This is a genomic window from Psychrobacter sp. 4Bb, from assembly GCF_002836735.1.
GTDB lineage: Bacteria > Pseudomonadota > Gammaproteobacteria > Pseudomonadales > Moraxellaceae > Psychrobacter.
In genome coordinates this window covers 84,448-104,514 of sequence record NZ_PJAS01000074.1, presented here as the reverse complement: position 1 = coordinate 104,514, position 20,067 = coordinate 84,448, and the positions used below count along the sequence as shown (strand labels likewise).

General features: G+C 42.1%; 15 protein-coding genes. 7 read left to right on the top strand and 8 right to left on the bottom strand.

All coding sequences use genetic code 11. The features are described from left to right. The first annotated feature begins 347 nt into the window (after positions 1 to 347). A complete protein-coding gene (locus CXF60_RS12620) occupies positions 348 to 1,784 on the top strand; it encodes an L-serine ammonia-lyase (RefSeq protein WP_397477120.1) in 1,437 nt (478 codons plus the stop codon). Positions 1,785 to 1,910: 126 nt separating this feature from the next. On the opposite strand, the gene CXF60_RS12615 is transcribed toward CXF60_RS12620, so the two are convergent. The 3 genes from CXF60_RS12615 to xthA form a co-directional block, all read right to left on the bottom strand. After that, positions 1,911 to 2,309 (bottom strand): DUF4377 domain-containing protein, encoded by a 399-nt coding sequence (locus tag CXF60_RS12615; protein ID WP_101204449.1) that lies wholly within the window; start codon positions 2,307 to 2,309, stop codon positions 1,911 to 1,913. 359 nt (positions 2,310 to 2,668) lie between these two features. Then, entirely contained in the window at positions 2,669 to 3,892 is a 1,224-nt protein-coding gene (gene argJ, locus CXF60_RS12610; protein WP_102092212.1) for a bifunctional glutamate N-acetyltransferase/amino-acid acetyltransferase ArgJ, read from the bottom strand. Between the two features lie 182 nt (positions 3,893 to 4,074). Further along, on the bottom strand, positions 4,075 to 4,899 hold the full coding sequence (gene xthA / locus CXF60_RS12605; protein ID WP_101204447.1) for an exodeoxyribonuclease III: 825 nt from the start codon (positions 4,897 to 4,899) through the stop codon (positions 4,075 to 4,077). Between the two features lie 205 nt (positions 4,900 to 5,104). Between xthA and CXF60_RS12600 the strand changes: the two genes are divergently transcribed. The 5 genes from CXF60_RS12600 (at position 5,105) to CXF60_RS12580 (ending at position 11,960) form a co-directional block, all read left to right on the top strand. After that, complete coding sequence (locus tag CXF60_RS12600; protein WP_102092211.1) at positions 5,105 to 5,692, top strand: thioesterase family protein; 588 nt, start codon at positions 5,105 to 5,107, stop codon at positions 5,690 to 5,692. A gap of 6 nt (positions 5,693 to 5,698) precedes the next feature. Beyond that, the gene (locus CXF60_RS12595) at positions 5,699 to 6,535 is read left to right on the top strand and encodes an ABC transporter ATP-binding protein (RefSeq protein ID WP_102092210.1); all 837 of its coding nucleotides are present in this window, start codon (positions 5,699 to 5,701) and stop codon (positions 6,533 to 6,535) included. Positions 6,536 to 6,682: 147 nt separating this feature from the next. After that, a complete protein-coding gene (locus CXF60_RS12590; RefSeq protein WP_228707128.1) occupies positions 6,683 to 7,459 on the top strand; it encodes an ABC transporter permease in 777 nt (258 codons plus the stop codon). A 461-nt stretch (positions 7,460 to 7,920) separates the two neighbouring features. Beyond that, positions 7,921 to 9,618, top strand: a complete 1,698-nt coding sequence (locus CXF60_RS12585) for an AMP-binding protein (RefSeq protein WP_102092208.1) — start codon at positions 7,921 to 7,923, stop codon at positions 9,616 to 9,618. 641 nt (positions 9,619 to 10,259) lie between these two features. Continuing rightward, entirely contained in the window at positions 10,260 to 11,960 is a 1,701-nt protein-coding gene (locus tag CXF60_RS12580) for an AMP-binding protein (protein ID WP_102092207.1), read from the top strand. A gap of 88 nt (positions 11,961 to 12,048) precedes the next feature. On the opposite strand, the gene CXF60_RS12575 is transcribed toward CXF60_RS12580, so the two are convergent. The 5 genes from CXF60_RS12575 to sohB all read right to left on the bottom strand — a co-directional run bounded on the left by CXF60_RS12575 (position 12,049) and on the right by sohB (position 17,828). Further along, positions 12,049 to 12,918 carry an SDR family oxidoreductase gene (locus CXF60_RS12575; protein WP_102092206.1) on the bottom strand — a complete coding sequence of 290 codons (870 nt, stop codon included), beginning with the start codon at positions 12,916 to 12,918 and terminating at the stop codon, positions 12,049 to 12,051. Positions 12,919 to 13,039: 121 nt separating this feature from the next. Further along, entirely contained in the window at positions 13,040 to 13,804 is a 765-nt protein-coding gene (locus CXF60_RS12570) for a histidine phosphatase family protein (protein ID WP_102092205.1), read from the bottom strand. A gap of 48 nt (positions 13,805 to 13,852) precedes the next feature. Continuing rightward, on the bottom strand, positions 13,853 to 15,097 hold the full coding sequence (locus tag CXF60_RS12565; RefSeq protein WP_102092204.1) for a phosphotransferase family protein: 1,245 nt from the start codon (positions 15,095 to 15,097) through the stop codon (positions 13,853 to 13,855). Between the two features lie 241 nt (positions 15,098 to 15,338). Next, a complete protein-coding gene (locus tag CXF60_RS12560; RefSeq protein WP_228707130.1) occupies positions 15,339 to 16,589 on the bottom strand; it encodes an acyl-CoA dehydrogenase family protein in 1,251 nt (416 codons plus the stop codon). Positions 16,590 to 16,847: 258 nt separating this feature from the next. After that, entirely contained in the window at positions 16,848 to 17,828 is a 981-nt protein-coding gene (gene sohB, locus CXF60_RS12555; RefSeq protein WP_102092202.1) for a protease SohB, read from the bottom strand. Positions 17,829 to 18,202: 374 nt separating this feature from the next. Between sohB and aspS the strand changes: the two genes are divergently transcribed. Further along, positions 18,203 to 20,029: an aspartate--tRNA ligase gene (gene aspS / locus CXF60_RS12550; protein ID WP_101204567.1), complete on the top strand. Its 1,827-nt coding sequence runs from the start codon at positions 18,203 to 18,205 to the stop codon at positions 20,027 to 20,029. The last annotated feature ends 38 nt before the right edge of the window (positions 20,030 to 20,067 follow it).

Sequence of the window (20,067 nt, the reverse complement as noted above, 5' to 3'; positions counted from 1 at the left end):
CCAAAAGTATTATTTGGTATGATAGCCATATCTTGCTAGATGTATGAATACGGATATGTCTGACTGAAAAATTTAGTCTTTTTTAATCCGTCTTATTTTACGATGATAACCAACTTACAGGATGTTACATAGTTGTTGACTGCGAGCATGATAACGGAGTTTCAAAATAAATAAAAGTTATTATTCGATTGCCCTCAGTGCTCATTTACCTTATAACCTTCATAAATAGTGTCTCGCGCCCACCTATCAATGGTGACTAGGAGCGATAGCTGTCTATTATATTTTTCATAAAAGCGCCCAATGCCATAGATAAAATAGGCTAAAGCGCTTAAAATTTTTGGTGACTTATTATGATCAGTGTTTTTGATTTATTTAAAATCGGCATCGGCCCATCCAGTTCGCATACCGTCGGACCGATGGTCGCTGCAAACTTATTTTTGACCTCGCTAACTGAGCAAATGGAACTGACTGCAGTTAAGACCATTGAGATTGAACTGTATGGCTCTTTGGCGGCGACCGGAAAAGGGCATGCAACAGATACCGCTATTTTACTAGGCCTACTTGGACATACACCTAGTACGATAGACACACGCATGACCAGTAGCTACCTATCTCCTATCTTCTCTGACAAAATTCTCAATGTATCAGGCACGCATACGATTGCTTTTGATACAGAGCAAGACATCTACTGGTATGACGATACTGTGCTGCCTTATCACCCCAATGCATTGACGCTACGCGCTATCTCAACTGAAGGTGTTCGCTATCAGCAGACTTATTATTCAGTTGGTGGCGGTTTTGTCATTAATGAAGAAGATGCAACTAACCCAGACGAAGATCATGCCAGCCCGACCATCGATAGAGTTCCCTACCCGTTCAATAACGCAGCAGAGCTACTAGAGCAATGTCGTGAGCATGACTTGAGCATCAGCGAATTGGTACTGGCAAACGAATGTCACTTCCATGCCAAAGAAGAAGTATTTGCTTACTTAGATAGCATTTGGGAAGTCATGCAAGACTGCGTCAAACAAGGCTGTGAAAATGGCGGTATCCTGCCGGGTGGATTAGATGTAAAACGCCGTGCTCAAGATTTGCATACACAGCTGTGCGCTGAAAAAGACCAACCTATCACCAAGACTGATAAGTTAGCCGCTATGGACTGGGTCGATTTGTACGCGCTCGCCGTCAATGAAGAAAACGCCAATGGCGGCAAAGTAGTCACAGCGCCAACCAATGGCGCAGCAGGTATCATTCCTGCCGTACTGCACTACTATCGTGATTTTTTGCCCAACTACAGCCAAGATGGTGTTCGTAAGTTTTTGCTAAACGCCACTGCTATCGGTAGCCTTATCAAACAAAATGCTTCAATCTCTGGTGCTGAAGTTGGTTGCCAAGGTGAAGTTGGTTCTGCGTGTGCAATGGCAGGCTCTGCACTGGCAGAAATCATGAATGGCACGCCAGCCAAATGTTTAAATGCGGCAGAGATTGGCATTGAGCATAATCTAGGCCTTACTTGTGATCCTATTGGCGGACTGGTACAAGTGCCTTGTATCGAGCGTAATGCGATGGGTGCAGTTAAAGCAATCAATGCAGCACGTCTAGCCTGTAGAGGGAATGGTCAGCACTTCGTCTCTTTAGACAAAGCGATAGAGACGATGAAGCAAACAGGTGCCGATATGTCTGATAAATATAAAGAGACGGCACGAGGCGGCCTGGCGGTTTATGCTGATAATAGAATCCCTACAGCAACGCGCGGCGTCAGTGTCAACTACAGTCAATGCTAATCCGACTTCTCGAGAAATAATTTACTAACAATAAACACGTAAAAAGGCCTCTAATTCGTTAGAGGCCTTTTTGTCATGTATAACTGCTTTTATAACTGGTTTATCGTCTATATATTGCTATCAATATTATTCAGCAGTTTTTGATACCACTTCGTTTAGAATCCATACTGGCTGCACTACGTTTGAGCCTTCTGCTGTTACTGCTTCTTGGCGTACATCTAGGACATAACGATAGTTCGGCTCATAGGTAAAGCCCTGAATATTACCGTTTAGCGTGGTGTAGTTTTTCTGATAGGTTTGGCGATACTGCAAGCACTGTGATTCAACCATGCTGCCATCAGTAGCAGTCAAGTCGCATACTGCTTTACGCGGTGCGATTTCTACTTCAAAACTTGGGATGTTTACTACTTTTACATTCATAGGTTGTCCTTCAACAACCATCGTGCGCTCATCATCCATACTCATCGTAGAGCAACCAGAAAGGGCAAAAGTCGTCATCAATGCTGCAAGTGCTAATTTCTTCATTATTCAATCCTCAGATAATTGTTATTGATTCTTTATTGATAGCTTAGTTACTGGCTTATTTATTGATTTAGCTAATAATTCATTGCTACTTAGATAAACTTATTGTTTTGAACACCTTATCTTGCTTTGCTACAGCTAACAAGGTCATTTGCTTTTTACTGAAACCAGTATAGGCCGCTATTCGTCTTACCCTCTATAACTGCTTTGTAAAGTAACGTCAGCTTTTGCAACTGATGTTAATGAAGCGTATTGAATAGCAGAGTTATTTGCTACTGAGCAGAAGTTTGACACTAAAGAGCCAGAACAATATTTGTTCTGGCTTTGATACAACTATGCACATTCTGTTTTGCTAAGAATGACTAGCTACGATAATCAGCGTTTATTTTGACGTAATCGTATGATAGATCGCAGGTATATACGGTATCGCTAGCATCACCACGTGCAAGATCGATATGAATGGTAATCTCAGGTCGGCTCATGACTGTTTTGCCCGCCTCTTCTGTATAGTCAGGTGCAACACCGCCATTTTGGCAAATCATTACCTCGTCTAGGTATACATCAACTTGCTCTGTGTCTAGATCTTCGATACCAGCATAGCCCACTGCTGCTAATATGCGTCCCCAGTTAGCATCACTGGCAAAGAATGCCGTTTTTACTAAGGGTGAATGTGCGACTGCATAAGCCACATCGCAGCATTCTTGCGTGGTTTGACCGCCAGTCACTTTGACCGTCATAAATTTAGTAGCGCCTTCGCCATCACGTACGATTAATTGTGCCAGACGGACAAACACATCAGCCAATGCATCGAACACAGGCTGATAATGTGGATGCTCTGGACTATCAATCACCTCTGAGCTAGCAGCACCTGTTGCGATTAATACACAACAGTCATTGGTTGAGGTATCACCATCGACAGTAATGCGGTTGAAAGACTGCTCATTGATAGCGCTTAGCATTTCTTGTAATAAGTCAGCAGCGATATTAGCATCTGTCGCCACATAGCCCAGCATAGTCGCCATATTTGGGCGTATCATTCCTGAGCCTTTAGACATACCAGTGACATGATAGCTAGTACCTGCCACATCAATCTTTTGGCTGGCTAATTTAGGAATGGTGTCTGTCGTGCGAATGCCATTAGCAGCGGCTAGCCAGCTATCAGACGCTAGATTAGCCAATGCATTATCCAGACCTGCGATGACCGCATCACTATTTAACGGCTCACCAATCACACCGGTAGAGAATGGCAATATCGTATTGGTATCTACACCGGCTTTGTCAGCTAATGCTGTACAGATATCAATAGCGCGGCGCTTACCATCAGCGCCCGTACCTGCATTTGCGTTACCTGTATTGGTGACTAAATAGCGCGGACTAACCTTAGCAAAGTGCTCACGCAATACTCGCACTGGCGCTGCACAAAAGGTGTTTTTAGTGGTTACAACCGCAGTAGTAGCTTTGTCAGATATTTCGATAACTACTAGATCATCGCGGTCCTTATAACGGACACCTGCCGCTGTGGCACTGAGTTTAATACCATCGATAGGATAGATAACGTCAGGTACTGATACATTTCCAACAGCCATAATAAAATCCTTATTTTTCAATTTTTATCGTTATTTACGGAATACTAAGTGATAAACACTACAGTCAGTTCAGATACAAGAAGAACTAGCTGCAGCACTACAATAAGCAGACTGAACAAGCTAATCATCGTATCTAATTGACATGATAATTGACTATATGTAGGTATCACGGTATATAAGTATTACGGTTTCTTTAGGTCAAATGCTGACCAAATCGGTGCATGGTCAGATGGTTTTTCCATAGCACGTAGCTCATAACTGATACCAGCATCGATACATTTATCGATTAAGTCTGAGGTACATAGAATATGATCAATACGTAACCCGCGCTTAGGTTCATCATTGAAGCCGCGACTGCGATAATCAAACCAGCTGTATAACTCGGTGCTCTCTGGATAATGCAGACGGTAAGTATCTGTCAGCTCACGTGACATCAATGCTGAATACCATTCACGCTCTTCTGGCAGAAATGAGGTTTTTCTATTTTTCAGCCAACGCTTAGCATTAACTTCACCAATACCAATATCGATATCTTCTGGTGCAATATTCATATCACCCATGACGATAATCGAACGACCTTCCGCTTTTAGCGTATCAATATAAGCCATCAAATTGGCATAATAAGCGCGCTTCATTGGAAATTTGGTCGGGTGATCTTGGCTCTCTCCTTGCGGAAAATACCCGTTAAGTACATCTACTTCACGACCTTCAAACTCATAACGTGCATGGATAAAGCGCTTTTGGGCTTCTTCATCTTCGCCAGGAAAGCCCTTTTGTATGAATACAGGTGCAGCTTTGGATAATAGTGCAACGCCGTAATGCCCTTTTTGTCCAAAGTACTCTACGTGGTAGCCTAGACTTTCGATATCGCTAAGCGGAAATTGATCATCATGAACCTTGGTTTCTTGTAGGCCCATGACATCAGGATCGATTACCTCGCGCACTGCCTCGAGCTGATGCTGACGTGCACGGATACCATTGATGTTAAAACTGACAAAACGGGTCATAAACTGTCCTATACTGATTGGTTAGAATATAGCGCTCTATAAATGGGTGAAATATAAACGACTATGATAACAAATGTAAGCGGTTCTAGCGGTTGCATGGCCTGATATCTTGAGCTAGAGTAACTCTATTATAAGCACTATCTATTATTGGTCTATCTGAAACACTTTTATTCAACAATACTTATTAAAAATATCGAGCATCGCTATGACAACAATTAAGCAAAAAAATACGACATCAGCCATGAATGATGACCCCAAACCATTATTTGCTAAAGATTATAACGTCTATATTAACCATACTGATGCTGGCGGTATAGTCTATCACGCCAATCACTTGGTGTTTTTTGAAAACTGCCGACGCGACTGGTTTACTGAGCTTGGCTTAAATGGCTATTTTTTGCAGACTGACAGTGGTGAAGTGCAGCATTTTGTCGTGAGTCAGGCCGACTTGCAATACAAAAGAGCCATTCTATTAGATGAGGTAATTAGCGTACGTATTGATAAAGTGGAGCTAAAACCTGCCAGCATCATATTTTATCAAAGTATCTATCGCAATCTACCAAATCATAGTACTAACGAAACAGATGATAGCCAGCTACTAAGCAGTACCAAAATTGTCATTGCCTGCGTACAAAACCTCGTCAAACCAGAGCCAATGAGTAATGACGAGATAGGCAGCGATAAACCAGATACTTCAGCGACAACCCCACCAATGCGTCCTATTCGTGTACCAAAAAAACTGCGCGTTACGATCGAACAGGCTATCGACGAGCAAGTAAATGGTCAGCAGTAGAATGCTATGAGCATAGATACGGATAGGGTGTTGTTTGAATTTGATAACCTATGGGTACATAGCCAACGGACGATAAATGCTCAAAGCATTAAAAATAGCAAAGAAGCCTCGAATAAAGTCTCTATGCCGTATAGCATTTATCAAAAATGGACAAGCAAGCTAACCGCAAACGCTTCACTGGATAAAGAGCCATCAACTCCTGATCGAATGCTAATAAGTGGTGCGAGCGGTACGCTATTGTCAGGGCAGGTCACTGTTTTGACAGGAGCGTCTGGTAGCGGTAAATCATTACTGCTGCGAGTATTGGCAGGATTATTGCCAATGAGCAGCGGCACTGTTCGTTTGAGCGATGACACGTCAAGTAATGTTTATCACGATATTCATGAGACTTCACCTGTACTGTGGCGCCAGCAAGTTGCCCTACTCGCTCAGCACCCACAGTTGTTAGACGGCAGTGTCCTTGAAAACTTACAAATGCCTTATCAATTGCACGCTCACCAGTCGCAGACTTTTGATAGAGACTGGCATATTGCTCAGCTTGAACATTTGGACAGAAGTGCAGACTTTTTGCAACAAGACGCCAAGCACTTATCTGGTGGCGAGCGTCAACTGGTCAATACATTGCGTCTATTGCAGCTTAGTCCACAAGTTCTATTGCTAGATGAACCAACTGCTGCTTTGGACATGGACACTTCAGCACAGCTAGTCAACTTACTTATCAACTGGTTGCACACAGATGCACAGCGCACACTCTTATGGGTGACTCACGACACAAAAGATATTATGCCTTTGGCAAATAGACATTGGCATATGCAAGCAGGTGTGCTCATTGCAGACTCTTGAAGAACTTTTATACAAGAATATCTAATCAAATGAGTAAGTCGTCGTATAGTTGCTCAGACAATTTAGCACGTTAATAACCTTAACCCTCACCTTGTATTATTACTATAATTACTTTCTAAATAAGCTCATATGAGTGGTACGAATGATATGCAAATATTTCTCACTTATAGTGATATTGCTCTTGCCAGTAGTTTAATTATTATCGTGTTACTCATCTCTTGGCGGTTACGTTTAAAGCTAAGCAAGACCCTTTTAATAGCGGCACTTCGTACGATTATACAGCTTAGCTTTATTGGGCTGATACTGGCGTGGATTTTTGCACGTGAACAATGGTATGAAGTACTACTTATATTAACAGTCATGACTTTAATTGCAGGAAGTGCCGCCAAAAATCGCGTTAAACGCAGTTATAAGGGGTTATTAACAGATACGTTATTGGCAGTCAGTATCTCAGCAATACTAGTAACCGCGATTGCGATTATAGCGATTTTGAATGTGCAGCCTTGGTATACACCGCAATTCATAATTCCTATATTGGGTCTGATATTAGGGAACTCTCTGACTGCCATTTCGTTGACGAGCAATCAATTGATCGAATCTTTTCATGAGCAATCAGGACGTATCGAGATGATGCTCAGTTTATCTGCTAAGCCACTCGAAGCCGTCCATGAGCAGATAAAAGCCGCTATTACTAATGGTATGACCCCAACCCTGAACTCTATGCTAGTCGTCGGTATTGTTAGCTTGCCAGGCATGATGACGGGTCAAATCCTAGCGGGCGCCGATCCCACTCAAGCCGTACGCTATCAAATAGTTACTATGTTCCTGATATGTGTCAGCAGCACGCTTGGCTGCACTATCAGTGCATTACTCATTTATCGACGTTTCTTTAATAAAAAAGATCAATTTATTTTACCGCAATAATTTTGGCATCTACATTCTTTTGTGTTTTATCAGCTCACCAATATTAATTATCTAATCCTTCTTTTGTCAGCCAGCAAAGTCACTATATTCTTATAAGTTAATATATGTACTGATCAGTATCGCTTACTGTTATTGTTTTAGACTAAATTCATGCTAATGTATTGCTCAAATGTATCGTTTTTTTGATACTCTATTTGTAAGCTATAGATAAATAGTTTTAGAACGAGCATTATTTTTATTACTGAACTTTTTATTTATTTGTTCTATTTAATGCTTTATATAAATACTCATTGAATAAAATGCTGTGACAGCAGCAAAAAAACTAGCTATTAATCAATAGACAGGGATGCTATTGAAGATGGTATATACCACCTAAATAAGTGGTGTTTTGTACTATTGATAAATTGACAACTACCTTTTCAAAATACTTTAGCCTATATCAAATCGCAAGGATGCTAACTATGATATCGAACAAACCTTGGCTTTCTCAATATCCAGCCGGTGTGCCAAAAACCATTAATCCCGATAGATATAGCAGCATCATGGAGCTGTACGAAGAATGCTTCGATCGTTTCCGTGGGCACCCAATGAGCATTTGTATGGGAGTGACTCATACCTATGGTGATATCGATAATGCTTCGATGGCAGTTGCTGCTTGGCTACAGAACCAAGGCTTGCCAAAAGGCAGTGTCGTCGCTCTCATGATGCCAAACGTTCCACAGTATCTGCCCACCATGATTGGGATACTGCGTGCAGGCTATGTATGCACCCCTGTCAACCCACTATATACTGGCCGAGAATTACGCCATCAGCTTAACGATTCTGGTGCTCAAGCAATTTTTGTGGTCGATAATTTTGCCCAAGCGCTTGAGCAAGTCATTGAAGAAACGGCTATCAAACGTGTCATCCTATCGAAGATGGGCGATATGATGGGTTTGAAAGGTATTTTGGTCAATACAATTATTCGTCAGGTCAAACGCTTAGTACCCAAGTACAACCTTAATGACCCTAAGTACCATGTCACTAAATTCCCTGAAGTATTGAAAAAAGGTAAAAACCTACCTTTTCAGCAACCAAAAATGTCTTTGGATCAAAAAGCATTTTTACAATATACAGGCGGTACCACAGGCCTTTCGAAAGGCGCTATTTTGTCACAGCGTAATATCGTAGCAGCAGCGATGCAATCAGAAGCATGGACTCGCCCTATCACATCAGAAATTAACGAAGTGTATATCAATATGGTGATGGCACTGCCGTTGTATCATATCTTCGCATTCATGCTTAGCCTACTTGGTATGCGCTCAGGCTATACTTTTATACTAGTACCTAATCCACGTGATATTCCTGGATTTGTTAAAACCTTATCAAAACAACCATTCCATATTTTCCCTGCAGTAAATACCCTCTTTAAGGGGCTGCTCGATAATCCTAATTTTAAAGATTTGGACTTTAGCTCTTTACGTATCTCACAAGCTGGTGGTATGGCGGCTACTGAGCAAACTGCGAATCGCTGGTTAGAAGTAACTGGCTGCGCGATGATCGAAGGTTGGGGTATGACAGAAGGCGTTGCAGTCGGCACCGCCAACGTTATTACCAATCGTGAGTTTAACGGTACTATCGGTGTGCCAGCACCTGGCGTAGATGTTATTATTATCGATGAAGACGGCAGGCATGTAGATCTAAACGAAGGGGGCGAGCTATGTATTAAAGGCCCTAACGTAACCTCTGGATATCTGAATAGAGACAGTAGTGCTGATTTTACTAGTGATGGTTATTTCCGCACTGGTGATATCGTCAGCATGGATGACAAGGGTTATATTAAACTGCTAGATCGCAAAAAAGACATGATCTTGGTTTCAGGCTTCAATGTATTTCCAAACGAAATTGAGTCCGTGATGCTTGATTGTGATGGTATTCTTGACTGCGCGGTAATTGGCATTCCTGATAGTCATCAAGGTGAAGCGGTCAAAATATACGTAGTACCTGAAGACAATAATGTTACCAAAGAAGTGATTACAGATTTTGCGTTAGACAATCTAACGGGTTATAAGTGTCCACGTCACATTGAGTTTGTGAGCGACTTACCAAAGAGTAATGTCGGTAAAGTACTGCGTCAAAAATTGCGTGAAAAACACAATGCAGACTACCCTCAAGTATAAATAGAGACAATTTTTAAAAAATTCTAAAAACATGAATTTATTTTTACTAAAGGCATCTTACAGTAATTGTAAGATGCCCTTTTTGTATATTTATTTTCTGTCATTCAACTATAAAATTTCTCTATTATAATTACTATAAATCTACCTTTATGTTCAGGTATATGACATTTTTTGAATAAATTCCATGTTAATTACTTGATAAGAAAGTAAATTATTTGTCTAGGTATTTTCTGATTATTCAACATATATTATTTCATTTATCAAATTTAACTGTAAACTATCAAGTTCTTGTATAAGAATAACAGGCACGGTTGTAGTTATGTTAATGTATTGCCAAAATGTGTCACTATACTTTCTGTTATTTTGATCTTATATAATTATGATTCATATCGATTGATTAGCAGCATTACTAGTAGCTATTTTCATTACCAAAACATTAATTGGTTTTTTAATCTGATGAGCTATTTATGCTCTGTGATTAAATCAAACTTTATAAGGGCCCCGTATTTTAGCAGTATGTGAACATATAGGATAGCACTCGACAATTTCTTGCTAACGGAACAGCGATTTAAATTGTTGACATGGATGTGACTACTTTTTTATAGAGCCTTAATTTATTTTAATATTTAAGGACGCTAATCATGACTGTAGATAAACCTTGGCTTGCTCAATACCCAGAAAATGTACCCAAGACGATTAATCCTGATCAGTATGAAAGCCTCATAGAGTTATATGAAGAGTGTTTTAACCGCTTTCGTATGCATCCGATGACTATCTGTATGGGTGTGACGCATACTTATGGTGATGTTGATAACGCTTCACTGGCAGTAGCAGCATGGTTACAAGCTCAAGGTTTACCTAAAGGTAGCGTAGTGGCTCTCATGATGCCGAACGTTCCACAATACCTACCGACTATGATTGGTATTCTGCGTGCAGGTTACGTTTGTACACCTATCAATCCGCTATATACAGGCCGTGAGCTACGTCATCAATTGAACGACTCGGGCGCTCAGGTTATTTTTGTTGTGGATAACTTTGCGCAGGCTTTAGAGCAAGTCATTGAAGAGACCAATATCAAACGTATCGTGCTATCGAAAATGGGCGATATGATGGGTCTAAAAGGTATTTTGGTCAATACGGTCATTCGTCAGGTCAAACGCTTGGTTCCAAAATACAATCTAAATGATCCTAAGTACAATGTCACTAAATTCCCTGAAGTATTGAAAAAGGGAAAAAACCTACCGATTCAAGCACCAAAAACCACCCTACAACAAAAAGCGATTTTGCAATATACAGGTGGTACGACTGGGTTATCTAAAGGTGCTGTCCTAACACAACGTAATGTCGTTGCTGCTGCTATGCAATCAGAGGCATGGTATCGCCCTGTGACCTCAGGTATCAACGAAGTATACATCAATATGGTTATGGCCTTACCGCTGTATCATATTTTTGCCTTTATGCTGAGTTTGCTCGGTATGCGTTCAGGTTATACCTTTATCCTAGTACCTAATCCGCGCGATATGCCAGGGTTTATTAAAACGTTATCAAAACAACCATTCCACATCTTTCCTGCAGTCAACACTCTATTTAAAGGGTTACTTGACCAGTCAAACTTTAAAGACTTAGACTTTAGCTCGTTACGTATCACTCAAGCTGGTGGTATGGCGGCAACTGAGCAAACCGCAGCACGTTGGTTAGAAGTGACTGGCTGCCCTATGGTTGAAGGTTGGGGTATGACTGAAGGCGTGGCTGGTGGTACTGCCAACGTTATCACTGACCGCAAGTTCAACGGTACTATTGGTATACCTGTACCGAGTGTCGATATTATCGTGATTGACGAAAACGGTGAGCGTGTTGGCATGCATCAAGCAGGCGAGATGTGTATCAAAGGTCCAAACGTCATGTCAGGATACTTTAATAAAGACAATAGCAATGACTTTACTCGTGATGGCTACTTCCGCACTGGCGATATCGTTAGCATGGATGAAAAAGGCTACTTTACTCTACTAGATCGCAAGAAAGACATGATCTTAGTTTCAGGCTTCAATGTATTTCCGAATGAGATCGAATCTGTCATGCTTGATTGTGATGGTATTGTCGATTGTGCTGTGATCGGTATTCCTGATGAAAATCAAGGTGAAGCGGTTAAAATTTATATCGTACCTGCCGATAATAACGTCACTAAAGAAGTCATCAAAGAATTCGCACTTGAAAATTTGACTGGTTATAAATGTCCACGTCATATTGAGTTTGTCAGTGAACTACCAAAGAGTAATGTTGGTAAAGTACTACGTCAAAAGCTGCGTGAACAGCATATGTCAAATAATCCTCAAACGTTGTAATACTTGCTCTGCTATTTCAGAGCAAATAGAAGAAGCCTACTATTATTGTAGTAGGCTTCTCCTTTTCTACCTTAGGAAACCAATTTTATTAACTTAGTTTATTCATTACTTGTAATGGCAAGTGCTTCATCGCATGGCTGACCATAGACCAAGGCAGGCTCGGCACACAGGCTTCATCCACACCCGCTTCGATAGCTGCGACAATTGCTTTAGTACCCGTATCTGTATCGACTTCGAACGGTAATGGCTTAGAGCCTTCGTTGATTTCGGTGCGAATATAACCTGGGTAAATCGTAGAAACTTTAATAGGTAAATTGGTCAGAAGCATATCAGCACGAATGCCTTCTGCTAAGTGAGCCAAACCAGCTTTACTTGCCCCATAGGTCGTCAGATGCCTAGGCAATCCGCGCATGGCTGACATGCTCGATATCACGACCAAATGGCCATTGTTCTGAGCACGGAAGATATTCATGGCGGCTTCACACTGTGCCAGTGCGGCGACAAAATTGACATCAGCAGTGCGACGATTGGTTTCAAAATGCCCTTTACCAATGCGGCGACTATCACCAATGCCAGCATTGACCACTACTCGCTCAATGCTACCAAAGTCATCTGCAAAAGCATCAAATACTTGAAAAACCGTATCATAATCACTCACATCTAGTGCTTGGTATTCGACTCGGATATCAGGGTACTTGTCCATCATCTCCAATTTTAAATGCTCTAAACGATCAGTGCGACGCGCACATATAGCCAAGTTGTAGCCAAGGCTAGCAAACAATCTTGCCATACCCTCGCCCAGACCTGAACTGGCACCTGTGATAAGCACCGTTTTACCTGTGCCTACTTGCTGCTTACTCAGGTCTTTTAGATAGCTTGTAGGTCGAACCGCGCCTACTATCTGGTTTTTGCTATGGCGCGCACTTTTAGCAACCAATTTTATTAATTTATTTTGCATGTACCGTCCTTTGTATATCGATATTACACAGAATCAAATCGGTATTTCTTAGTATAAACGTCGATAAGGTTTATACTTTAAGCAGATATGACACTACATTATCCGCAAATCATGTGTAAATTTACCGCCATGTCACAAACGGTTTACCATCAGAGAATAAATGACTGTATTCATTTAAAGACAACAAGCGAGAACTTTGATTTTTTAAAGTAATAGAGGTCACACCCGTATTAACCAAGCTTTTATTCAGCTGATAAGCGGTCTGACTGCCTTGTCGCAATAACTGTGCAGTGATTGCAGCGATGACACCACCTGAAGTGAATACGAGCACGGTGCTGCCCTGATCTAAGCTCATACTTGCTACTTTTGTACGTACTTGTTCAAGGGCTTGCTGTGCACGATTATTAAACTGTGGCCAGCTTTCAATATAATCTTGGTCATTGTCACCAGCATGCCAGCGTTGCATCGCTTGATCAAATAGCTCAGCCAGTCGGGTAGCTGGCGATTCTGCTTTGGCGATTTCAGCTGAGATGTCAGATCGATTACCAGATGCCTCTGCTGACTTAACGAACACGTCTTTATGATTAAATTCATCAAACTGCGGCAGAATATAACTATCTGGCTGATCAAAGTTGATTGCGGGCGCAGTAGCTGTGCCATTGCTATTATTGGCATGTACAGACGATTGGTAACGCTCCCAAAAATGACGTGCTGAGTCTTGCTGCCGAACCAACCTACCGGTAAATATGGCATCAATACGGCGCTGTGTGGCTGCATAGTGCTGACCTAACATTTGGGCTTGGACAGTACCTAGCTCTGAGAGTTGATCATAGTTTTCTTGTCCAAAAGACGCTTGGCCATGACGTGCTAAAAGTATGGTTGTCATAAATTATTACCTTTTATCATATTTGCTAAAGTACGGTTTGCTGAATGCTTACGCTTCAGGAGAGTCAGGTGCTTTTGCAAAATAACCTTTTGGTAAAATACTTTTGACCACTTTTTGAACAGGGCTTGGTAACTGCTCGATAGCAGCAGCATCTACGCCTATGTCTTCTAAATGCGGCTGAACATGCGCATTGAATAAGGCTTCGCCTTCATATTGCGCAATTAGTTTCAAACATTTAGCATGCATGACATGTATAACGAGCCAAGCATTTTTGAATGCTGGATTGGTGGTTTGCTTATGATAATAACGGTAGTAGATTTGCTGAATAATGCCTGAGAGGCGGAACAATCCAAACACTTCATAAAAGGTCCAATTATCTATCTCTAAACCTGACTGTTTTAGATAATATTCAACCACTTCATCACGCGTCATCATGCCTTCTAAATGTGTTGGCTGACGACGGAATTGCTGCATGATGATATTGTCATCTTCTTCAATCCAGTAAGCCAACGCACTACCCAAGTCCATTAATGGATCGCCAAGGGTTGCCATCTCCCAGTCGAGCACGCCAATAACTTTGGTCGGCTCATCCGCATCAAGTATGACATTGTCAAAGCGCCAGTCATTGTGAATGATACAAGTTTTGCTATCAGCAGGCGTGTGCTTAGCAAGCCATTGTCTGACCAGTGCAAAGCTTGGTACGTTTGGCGTCTTTGCTTTAACATAACGTTTGTCCCAACCACTGATCTGGCGTTCACAGTAACCTTCACCGCGGCCTAAATTAACCAAATCAGGATGCTCGGTATAGTCTATCTGATGTAGCTCTACCAAAGCATCTAATACATTGGTGCAAAGCAGACGCGTTTGCTCAGGATTTAGATCGATACCTTCTGGTAATTCTGCACGAGGGATAATACCTTCCATACGCTCCATCACATAAAAATCAGCGCCGATAACAGCTTCATCCGTACATAGCGCAATCATCTCAGGTACATAAGGATAAGCATCTTTTAATGCTTTTTGAACAGTGTACTCACGCACCATGTCATGGGCAGATTTTGCTTTGGTACCTTTTGGTGGACGACGTAATATGAGATCTTGGTTTTTATCTTTACCTTCATATTGTAGTCGATACGTCCAGTTTGATGCGCCGCCTGAGAACTGAGTGACTGTAGGCTCGCCTACTACGCCGACACCTTGACCGCGAAGCCATTCACTGACTGCTTTGGCATCAAGCTCTTCACCCTCGCGTACGGCACCGCCTTTGTCTAGTACTTTATTATCAGTTGCCATGAGACATTCCTTATCATGTGGTCATTTATTTTTATAACAAATATGCGAGCTAGTTCTCAATTCAATTTATCTCATGCTTATTACCATTTTTGAAATGAGGACTCGCTCTAGTGATGAAAAATTCACTACTAAATCATTAATAGTGAATTCTTAATTAGCATGTTGATTGGCTTATTTTTGATAGTTGCGTGAGCAAATCAAAACTAACTCACACAACCGTTTGTTAAGATTAAACTTAAGGCTAAGCTTTATCAGATTTAGCAGAACGACTAAAGCCCTGACGTTTTAGTTCCAGCTTAGCAATCATGGTTTTATGCACTTCATCTGGACCATCTGCTAAACGTAGTACACGAGCTTGGGCATAGAACCCTGGCAGCATTGTGTCTTGACATACACCCATACCACCATGAATCTGAATCGCCATATCGACGATTTCTTGTAGCACAGTTGGCGCCACTACTTTGATAGCAGAGATTTCCGTCAATGCGGCTTTGGTGCCTTGAGCATCCATTTTTTGGGCGGCGTACAATGTGAGCAAGCGTGCTTGGTCGATTTTGATACGGGCTTCGCTGATACGCTCAAAGTTACCACCCAATTGTAGTAATGGCTTACCAAAGGCAGTACGTGACATACCACGCTTGACCGCTAACTCAAGAGATTTTTCGGCAGCACCGATACAGCGCATGCAATGATGAATACGGCCTGGCCCTAGACGACCCTGTGCAATCTCAAAACCTTTACCAGGTCCACCAATAAAGTGGCTGACTGGCACACGCACATTCTCGAAGCTAATCTCACCATGGCCGTGCGGTGCATCATAATCACCAAACACTTTAAGCATACGTTTGATGTTCACACCTGGTGTGTTGACTGGCACAAGCACCATCGAATGCTGATGATGACGGTCTGCACTTTCATCCGCGGTATATGCCATCACAATCAGGACATCAACCGCTGGATCACCAAGACCAGATGACCACCACTTGCTACCATTGATGACAATCTCATCACCATCTACTACGGCGGTTGCTTGCATATTGGTTGCATCACTTGACGCCACGTCAGGCTCAGTCATACAGAATACAGAGCGTGTCTTACCTTCTAGGATTGGGGTAAGCCACTTGTCTTGCTGCTCTTGAGTACCGTAGCGCCATAACAGCTCCATGTTACCGCTATCAGGTGCATTACAGTTAAATACATGAGGTGCTAGCAAACTACGACCAGTCAATTCTGCAATAGGCGCATAATCAGTGACTGACAGTCCTGCACCTAGTGTGTCATCTGGCAGGAATAAATTCCATAAGCCTTCTTCACGTGCTTGTTTGCGCAGGTTTTCGTAGGCTTCTGGCCATTCCCAGTTTTCCCAATTACCATCAGGGTTTTTCTTATGACAATCTTCCCAGAATTGGGCTTCGATAGGCTCAATATTCGTTTCGATAAACGCTTTGACTTTGGCATGCATGGCTTGACCATGTTCTGTTGCGGTAAACATTAAATTGTCGTTAGACATAAATGACTTCCTTTTCTTTATTGATTGTCTAAATCAAATGTTGATAAAAAGCTCTACTAGAGCTTTAGTGCACGCACGTATACTGTTTTCCGTGTGCTACATTTATAACACAGCAATTGTCAATAAACAGCAAAAAGGCGCGACCAGCTAGGCCACGCCTTTTACAAAATATAAACAATGTATCCAAAAACTTCTGAGCGCTGAAATACCATTATTTAACTATCATAATGATAACTAACATTATTTCAGAATATTTAGGCGGCTGTTCAAATCAAAACGTGCAAGTGCATCAGGTAATTTATCTACAGCCATGCTCAGTGTCGCTTCTGCTGCTTGAGCCAATCCTAGCTTTTCTGCTAACGTCGGCTTCTGACGTGAATAAAGTGCGTACACTTCGTTGTCTTCCATACGTTCCAAAATATAGCTGTCTGAAGTTTGTAGACTGTCAATTAAGTTAAGTTTTAGCGCATCTTCGCCATACCAATGTTCTCCAGTGGCCACTTTTGCCACATCTAATGTTGGGCGATAGTTATTGACAAAGTGTTTAAATAGCTCGTGTGTCTGCTCCAGTTCTTCTTGGTACTTGGCACGATCTTCAGCATCGTTCTCACCGAACACAGTAACTGTGCGCTTGTAGTCGCCCGCAGTAAACATCTCATAATCGACGTCATGATTTTTTAGCCATTTATGGAAATTTGGCAGCTGTGATACCACACCAATTGAGCCAATAATAGCAAATGGTGCTGCTATTACCTTGTCTGCAACACAAGCCATCATATAACCACCGCTTGCCGCCACCTTATCAACACAGACTGTCAGTTTTAAACCAGCATCTTTTAGGCGAACCAATTGTGCTGCGGCCAAACCATAGCCGTGTACCAAACCACCGCCTGATTCGAGACGGACGATAACTTCGTCACCTTTATTTGCGGTACTAATTAGAGTACTGATTTCTTCACGCAAATGTTTGACCGCAGTTGCTTTGATATCACCGTCAAAATCGAGCACAAAAACTTGTGCCTTATCATCAGAATGTTTTTTCTTATTTTTGGTTTTTGCTTTCAATGCTTGCTTGGCTTTTTTGGCCATGACTTTTTTGAACTGTTTGAGGGCAGCTTTGCCTTGGGTAGCTTCCATCAAATCTTCACGGCGCTGCTTTTGAGCATCATTCAAGTGGCGTATTTTAAGCTCAACAAGGTTTTTAGGGGGATGAAATAGCATGGTTACAAATCCTCAAGTCAGTAAATATATTGATATGGCTGTTTTTATTAGCGTGCGGTTGATATGTGCACACTAAGCGGTGTTTTCAAGCATGATGACAATATTTAACCCAATATAAATATCACTGAATAAACACCTCAGATACTTGCAGACTCCCGTTCTTTGATTGAACTCAGCCGGTTGTATAACAAAGGCAGATTAGGCATAATATGCGTTTATATCAAATTTTCTGCAGCCAACGTGATGACCATATGTCTTAATCGCGTTGTTTGTGTGTTTTTTTTGCAAATAGCTTGAAACGCACAACAATGGCTGCATTATTGTACTTCGAATTGGGCTGATAACTGGATAACCATATTATGACGCAAAGCACTATGACGCATAGCGAATACCGAGACGAGTATTGCGGAGCCGTAACCGAGAGCTTGCTTGAGCAAACCATTAGTATCGTAGGCTGGGTACATCGTCGTCGCGATCACGGTGGCGTGATTTTCTTAGACATGCGTGACCGCGCTGGTATCTTACAGGTCGTGGTCGACCCTGATACCCCAGAAGCTTTCGCAGCAGCTGATGCTGTACGTCCTGAATACGTGCTAAAGATAACTGGCCGCGTACGTCGCCGTTATGAAGGTACTGAAAATAATAATATGACCAGTGGCCAGATTGAGCTATTGGGCAAAGAAATTGAAGTACTGGCTAAATCTGAAACGCCGCCATTCCCATTGAATGACGAAAAAACGACTGTATCTGAAGACTTGCGTCTGAAGTATCGTTATCTTGATATGCGTCGTCCGCAAATGCAAGAGCGTATGGTGTTCCGTGCCAAGGCAACTTCAGCGATTCGTCGTTATTTAGACGATCATGGTTTCTTGGATGTTGAGACACCTATCTTGACTCGTGCAACGCCTGAAGGTGCGCGTGATTATCTTGTACCATCACGTACTCGTCCAGGTAACTTCTTTGCCCTGCCGCAGTCACCACAGCTATTTAAGCAATTATTGATGGTATCAGGTTTTGACCGTTATTATCAAATTGCTAAATGCTTCCGTGATGAAGATTTACGTGCCGATCGTCAGCCTGAATTTACTCAGGTGGATATTGAGACTTCTTTCCTGAACGAAGAAGAAATCATGAACATCAACGAAGGTCTTATCAAGCATTTGTTTAAGACAATGATGGACGTTGAGTTCGAACAGTTCCCACGCATGACTTACGCTGAAGCAATGCGCGACTATGCATCAGACAAGCCTGACTTACGTATTCCTCTAAAGTTGGTTGACGTTGCAGATTTGATGAAAGACGTTGACTTTAAGGTATTTGCCGGTCCTGCTAACGATCCTAAAGGTCGTGTGGCTGCCCTACGTATTCCTGGTGGCGCATCATTAAGCCGTAAGCAAATCGATGCTTATACCAAGTTTGTTGGTATTTATGGCGCACGCGGTTTGGCTTATATCAAGGTCAATGACGCTAGCAGTATCAACAATGGTGTGGATAAAGAGTCTGGCCTACAGTCTCCAATTATCAAAAATATGACTGATGACGTACTTGTGAGCTTGATCGAGCGTACTGCTGCAGAAGATGGCGACATTATCTTCTTTGGTGCGGATAAAGCCAGTGTCGTGAATGATGCGATTGGTGCATTACGTCAAAAAATCGGTCTAGATCTTGAAATGACAACTTGTGAATGGGCCCCACTTTGGGTAACTGACTTCCCAATGTTTGAAGAGACTGACGATGGTCGCTGGACGTCGATGCATCATCCGTTCACTAAGCCTAAAGGCTCAGTTGAAGAGTTGAAAAATAACCCAGAGTCTGCCCTTTCTATCGCTTATGACATGGTATTGAACGGTACTGAGATTGGTGGTGGTAGCTTACGTATCAATACTTACGATATGCAGCAAGCTGTACTTGAAGCCTTGGGTATCGGTGAGCAAGAAGCTGAAGACAAATTCGGTTTCTTACTTGATGCTCTAAAATTCGGTGCGCCACCGCATGGCGGCCTAGCGTTTGGTTTGGATCGTTTGATTATGTTGATGGTAGGCGCAAGCTCTATCCGTGACGTTATCGCCTTCCCAAAAACTAAAACGGCTGATTGCCCACTGACCCAAGCACCTGCTGGCGTTGATAGCAAACAACTACGTGAGCTTGGTATCCGTGTGCGTGAAAAAGCACAGGCTGATACCAGCAAGCCTGCTGAATAAATCGTTTGATGATGCGCGGTTGCTGTCTACAGTGCTTG

What these genes read in the sequence shown, in the direction of transcription:
- CXF60_RS12615 (WP_101204449.1), bottom strand. Translation starts at nt 2,309, where the DNA reads ATGAAGAAATTAGCACTTGCAGCATTGATGACGACTTTTGCCCTTTCT.
- argJ (WP_102092212.1), bottom strand. Translation starts at nt 3,892, where the DNA reads ATGGCTGTTGGAAATGTATCAGTACCTGACGTTATCTATCCTATCGAT.
- xthA (WP_101204447.1), bottom strand. Translation starts at nt 4,899, where the DNA reads ATGACCCGTTTTGTCAGTTTTAACATCAATGGTATCCGTGCACGTCAG.
- CXF60_RS12600 (WP_102092211.1), top strand. Translation starts at nt 5,105, where the DNA reads ATGACAACAATTAAGCAAAAAAATACGACATCAGCCATGAATGATGAC.
- CXF60_RS12595 (WP_102092210.1), top strand. Translation starts at nt 5,699, where the DNA reads ATGAGCATAGATACGGATAGGGTGTTGTTTGAATTTGATAACCTATGG.
- CXF60_RS12590 (WP_228707128.1), top strand. Translation starts at nt 6,683, where the DNA reads ATGCAAATATTTCTCACTTATAGTGATATTGCTCTTGCCAGTAGTTTA.
- CXF60_RS12585 (WP_102092208.1), top strand. Translation starts at nt 7,921, where the DNA reads ATGATATCGAACAAACCTTGGCTTTCTCAATATCCAGCCGGTGTGCCA.
- CXF60_RS12580 (WP_102092207.1), top strand. Translation starts at nt 10,260, where the DNA reads ATGACTGTAGATAAACCTTGGCTTGCTCAATACCCAGAAAATGTACCC.
- CXF60_RS12575 (WP_102092206.1), bottom strand. Translation starts at nt 12,918, where the DNA reads ATGCAAAATAAATTAATAAAATTGGTTGCTAAAAGTGCGCGCCATAGC.
- CXF60_RS12570 (WP_102092205.1), bottom strand. Translation starts at nt 13,804, where the DNA reads ATGACAACCATACTTTTAGCACGTCATGGCCAAGCGTCTTTTGGACAA.
- CXF60_RS12565 (WP_102092204.1), bottom strand. Translation starts at nt 15,097, where the DNA reads ATGGCAACTGATAATAAAGTACTAGACAAAGGCGGTGCCGTACGCGAG.
- CXF60_RS12560 (WP_228707130.1), bottom strand. Translation starts at nt 16,589, where the DNA reads ATGTTTACCGCAACAGAACATGGTCAAGCCATGCATGCCAAAGTCAAA.
- sohB (WP_102092202.1), bottom strand. Translation starts at nt 17,828, where the DNA reads ATGCTATTTCATCCCCCTAAAAACCTTGTTGAGCTTAAAATACGCCAC.
- aspS (WP_101204567.1), top strand. Translation starts at nt 18,203, where the DNA reads ATGACGCATAGCGAATACCGAGACGAGTATTGCGGAGCCGTAACCGAG.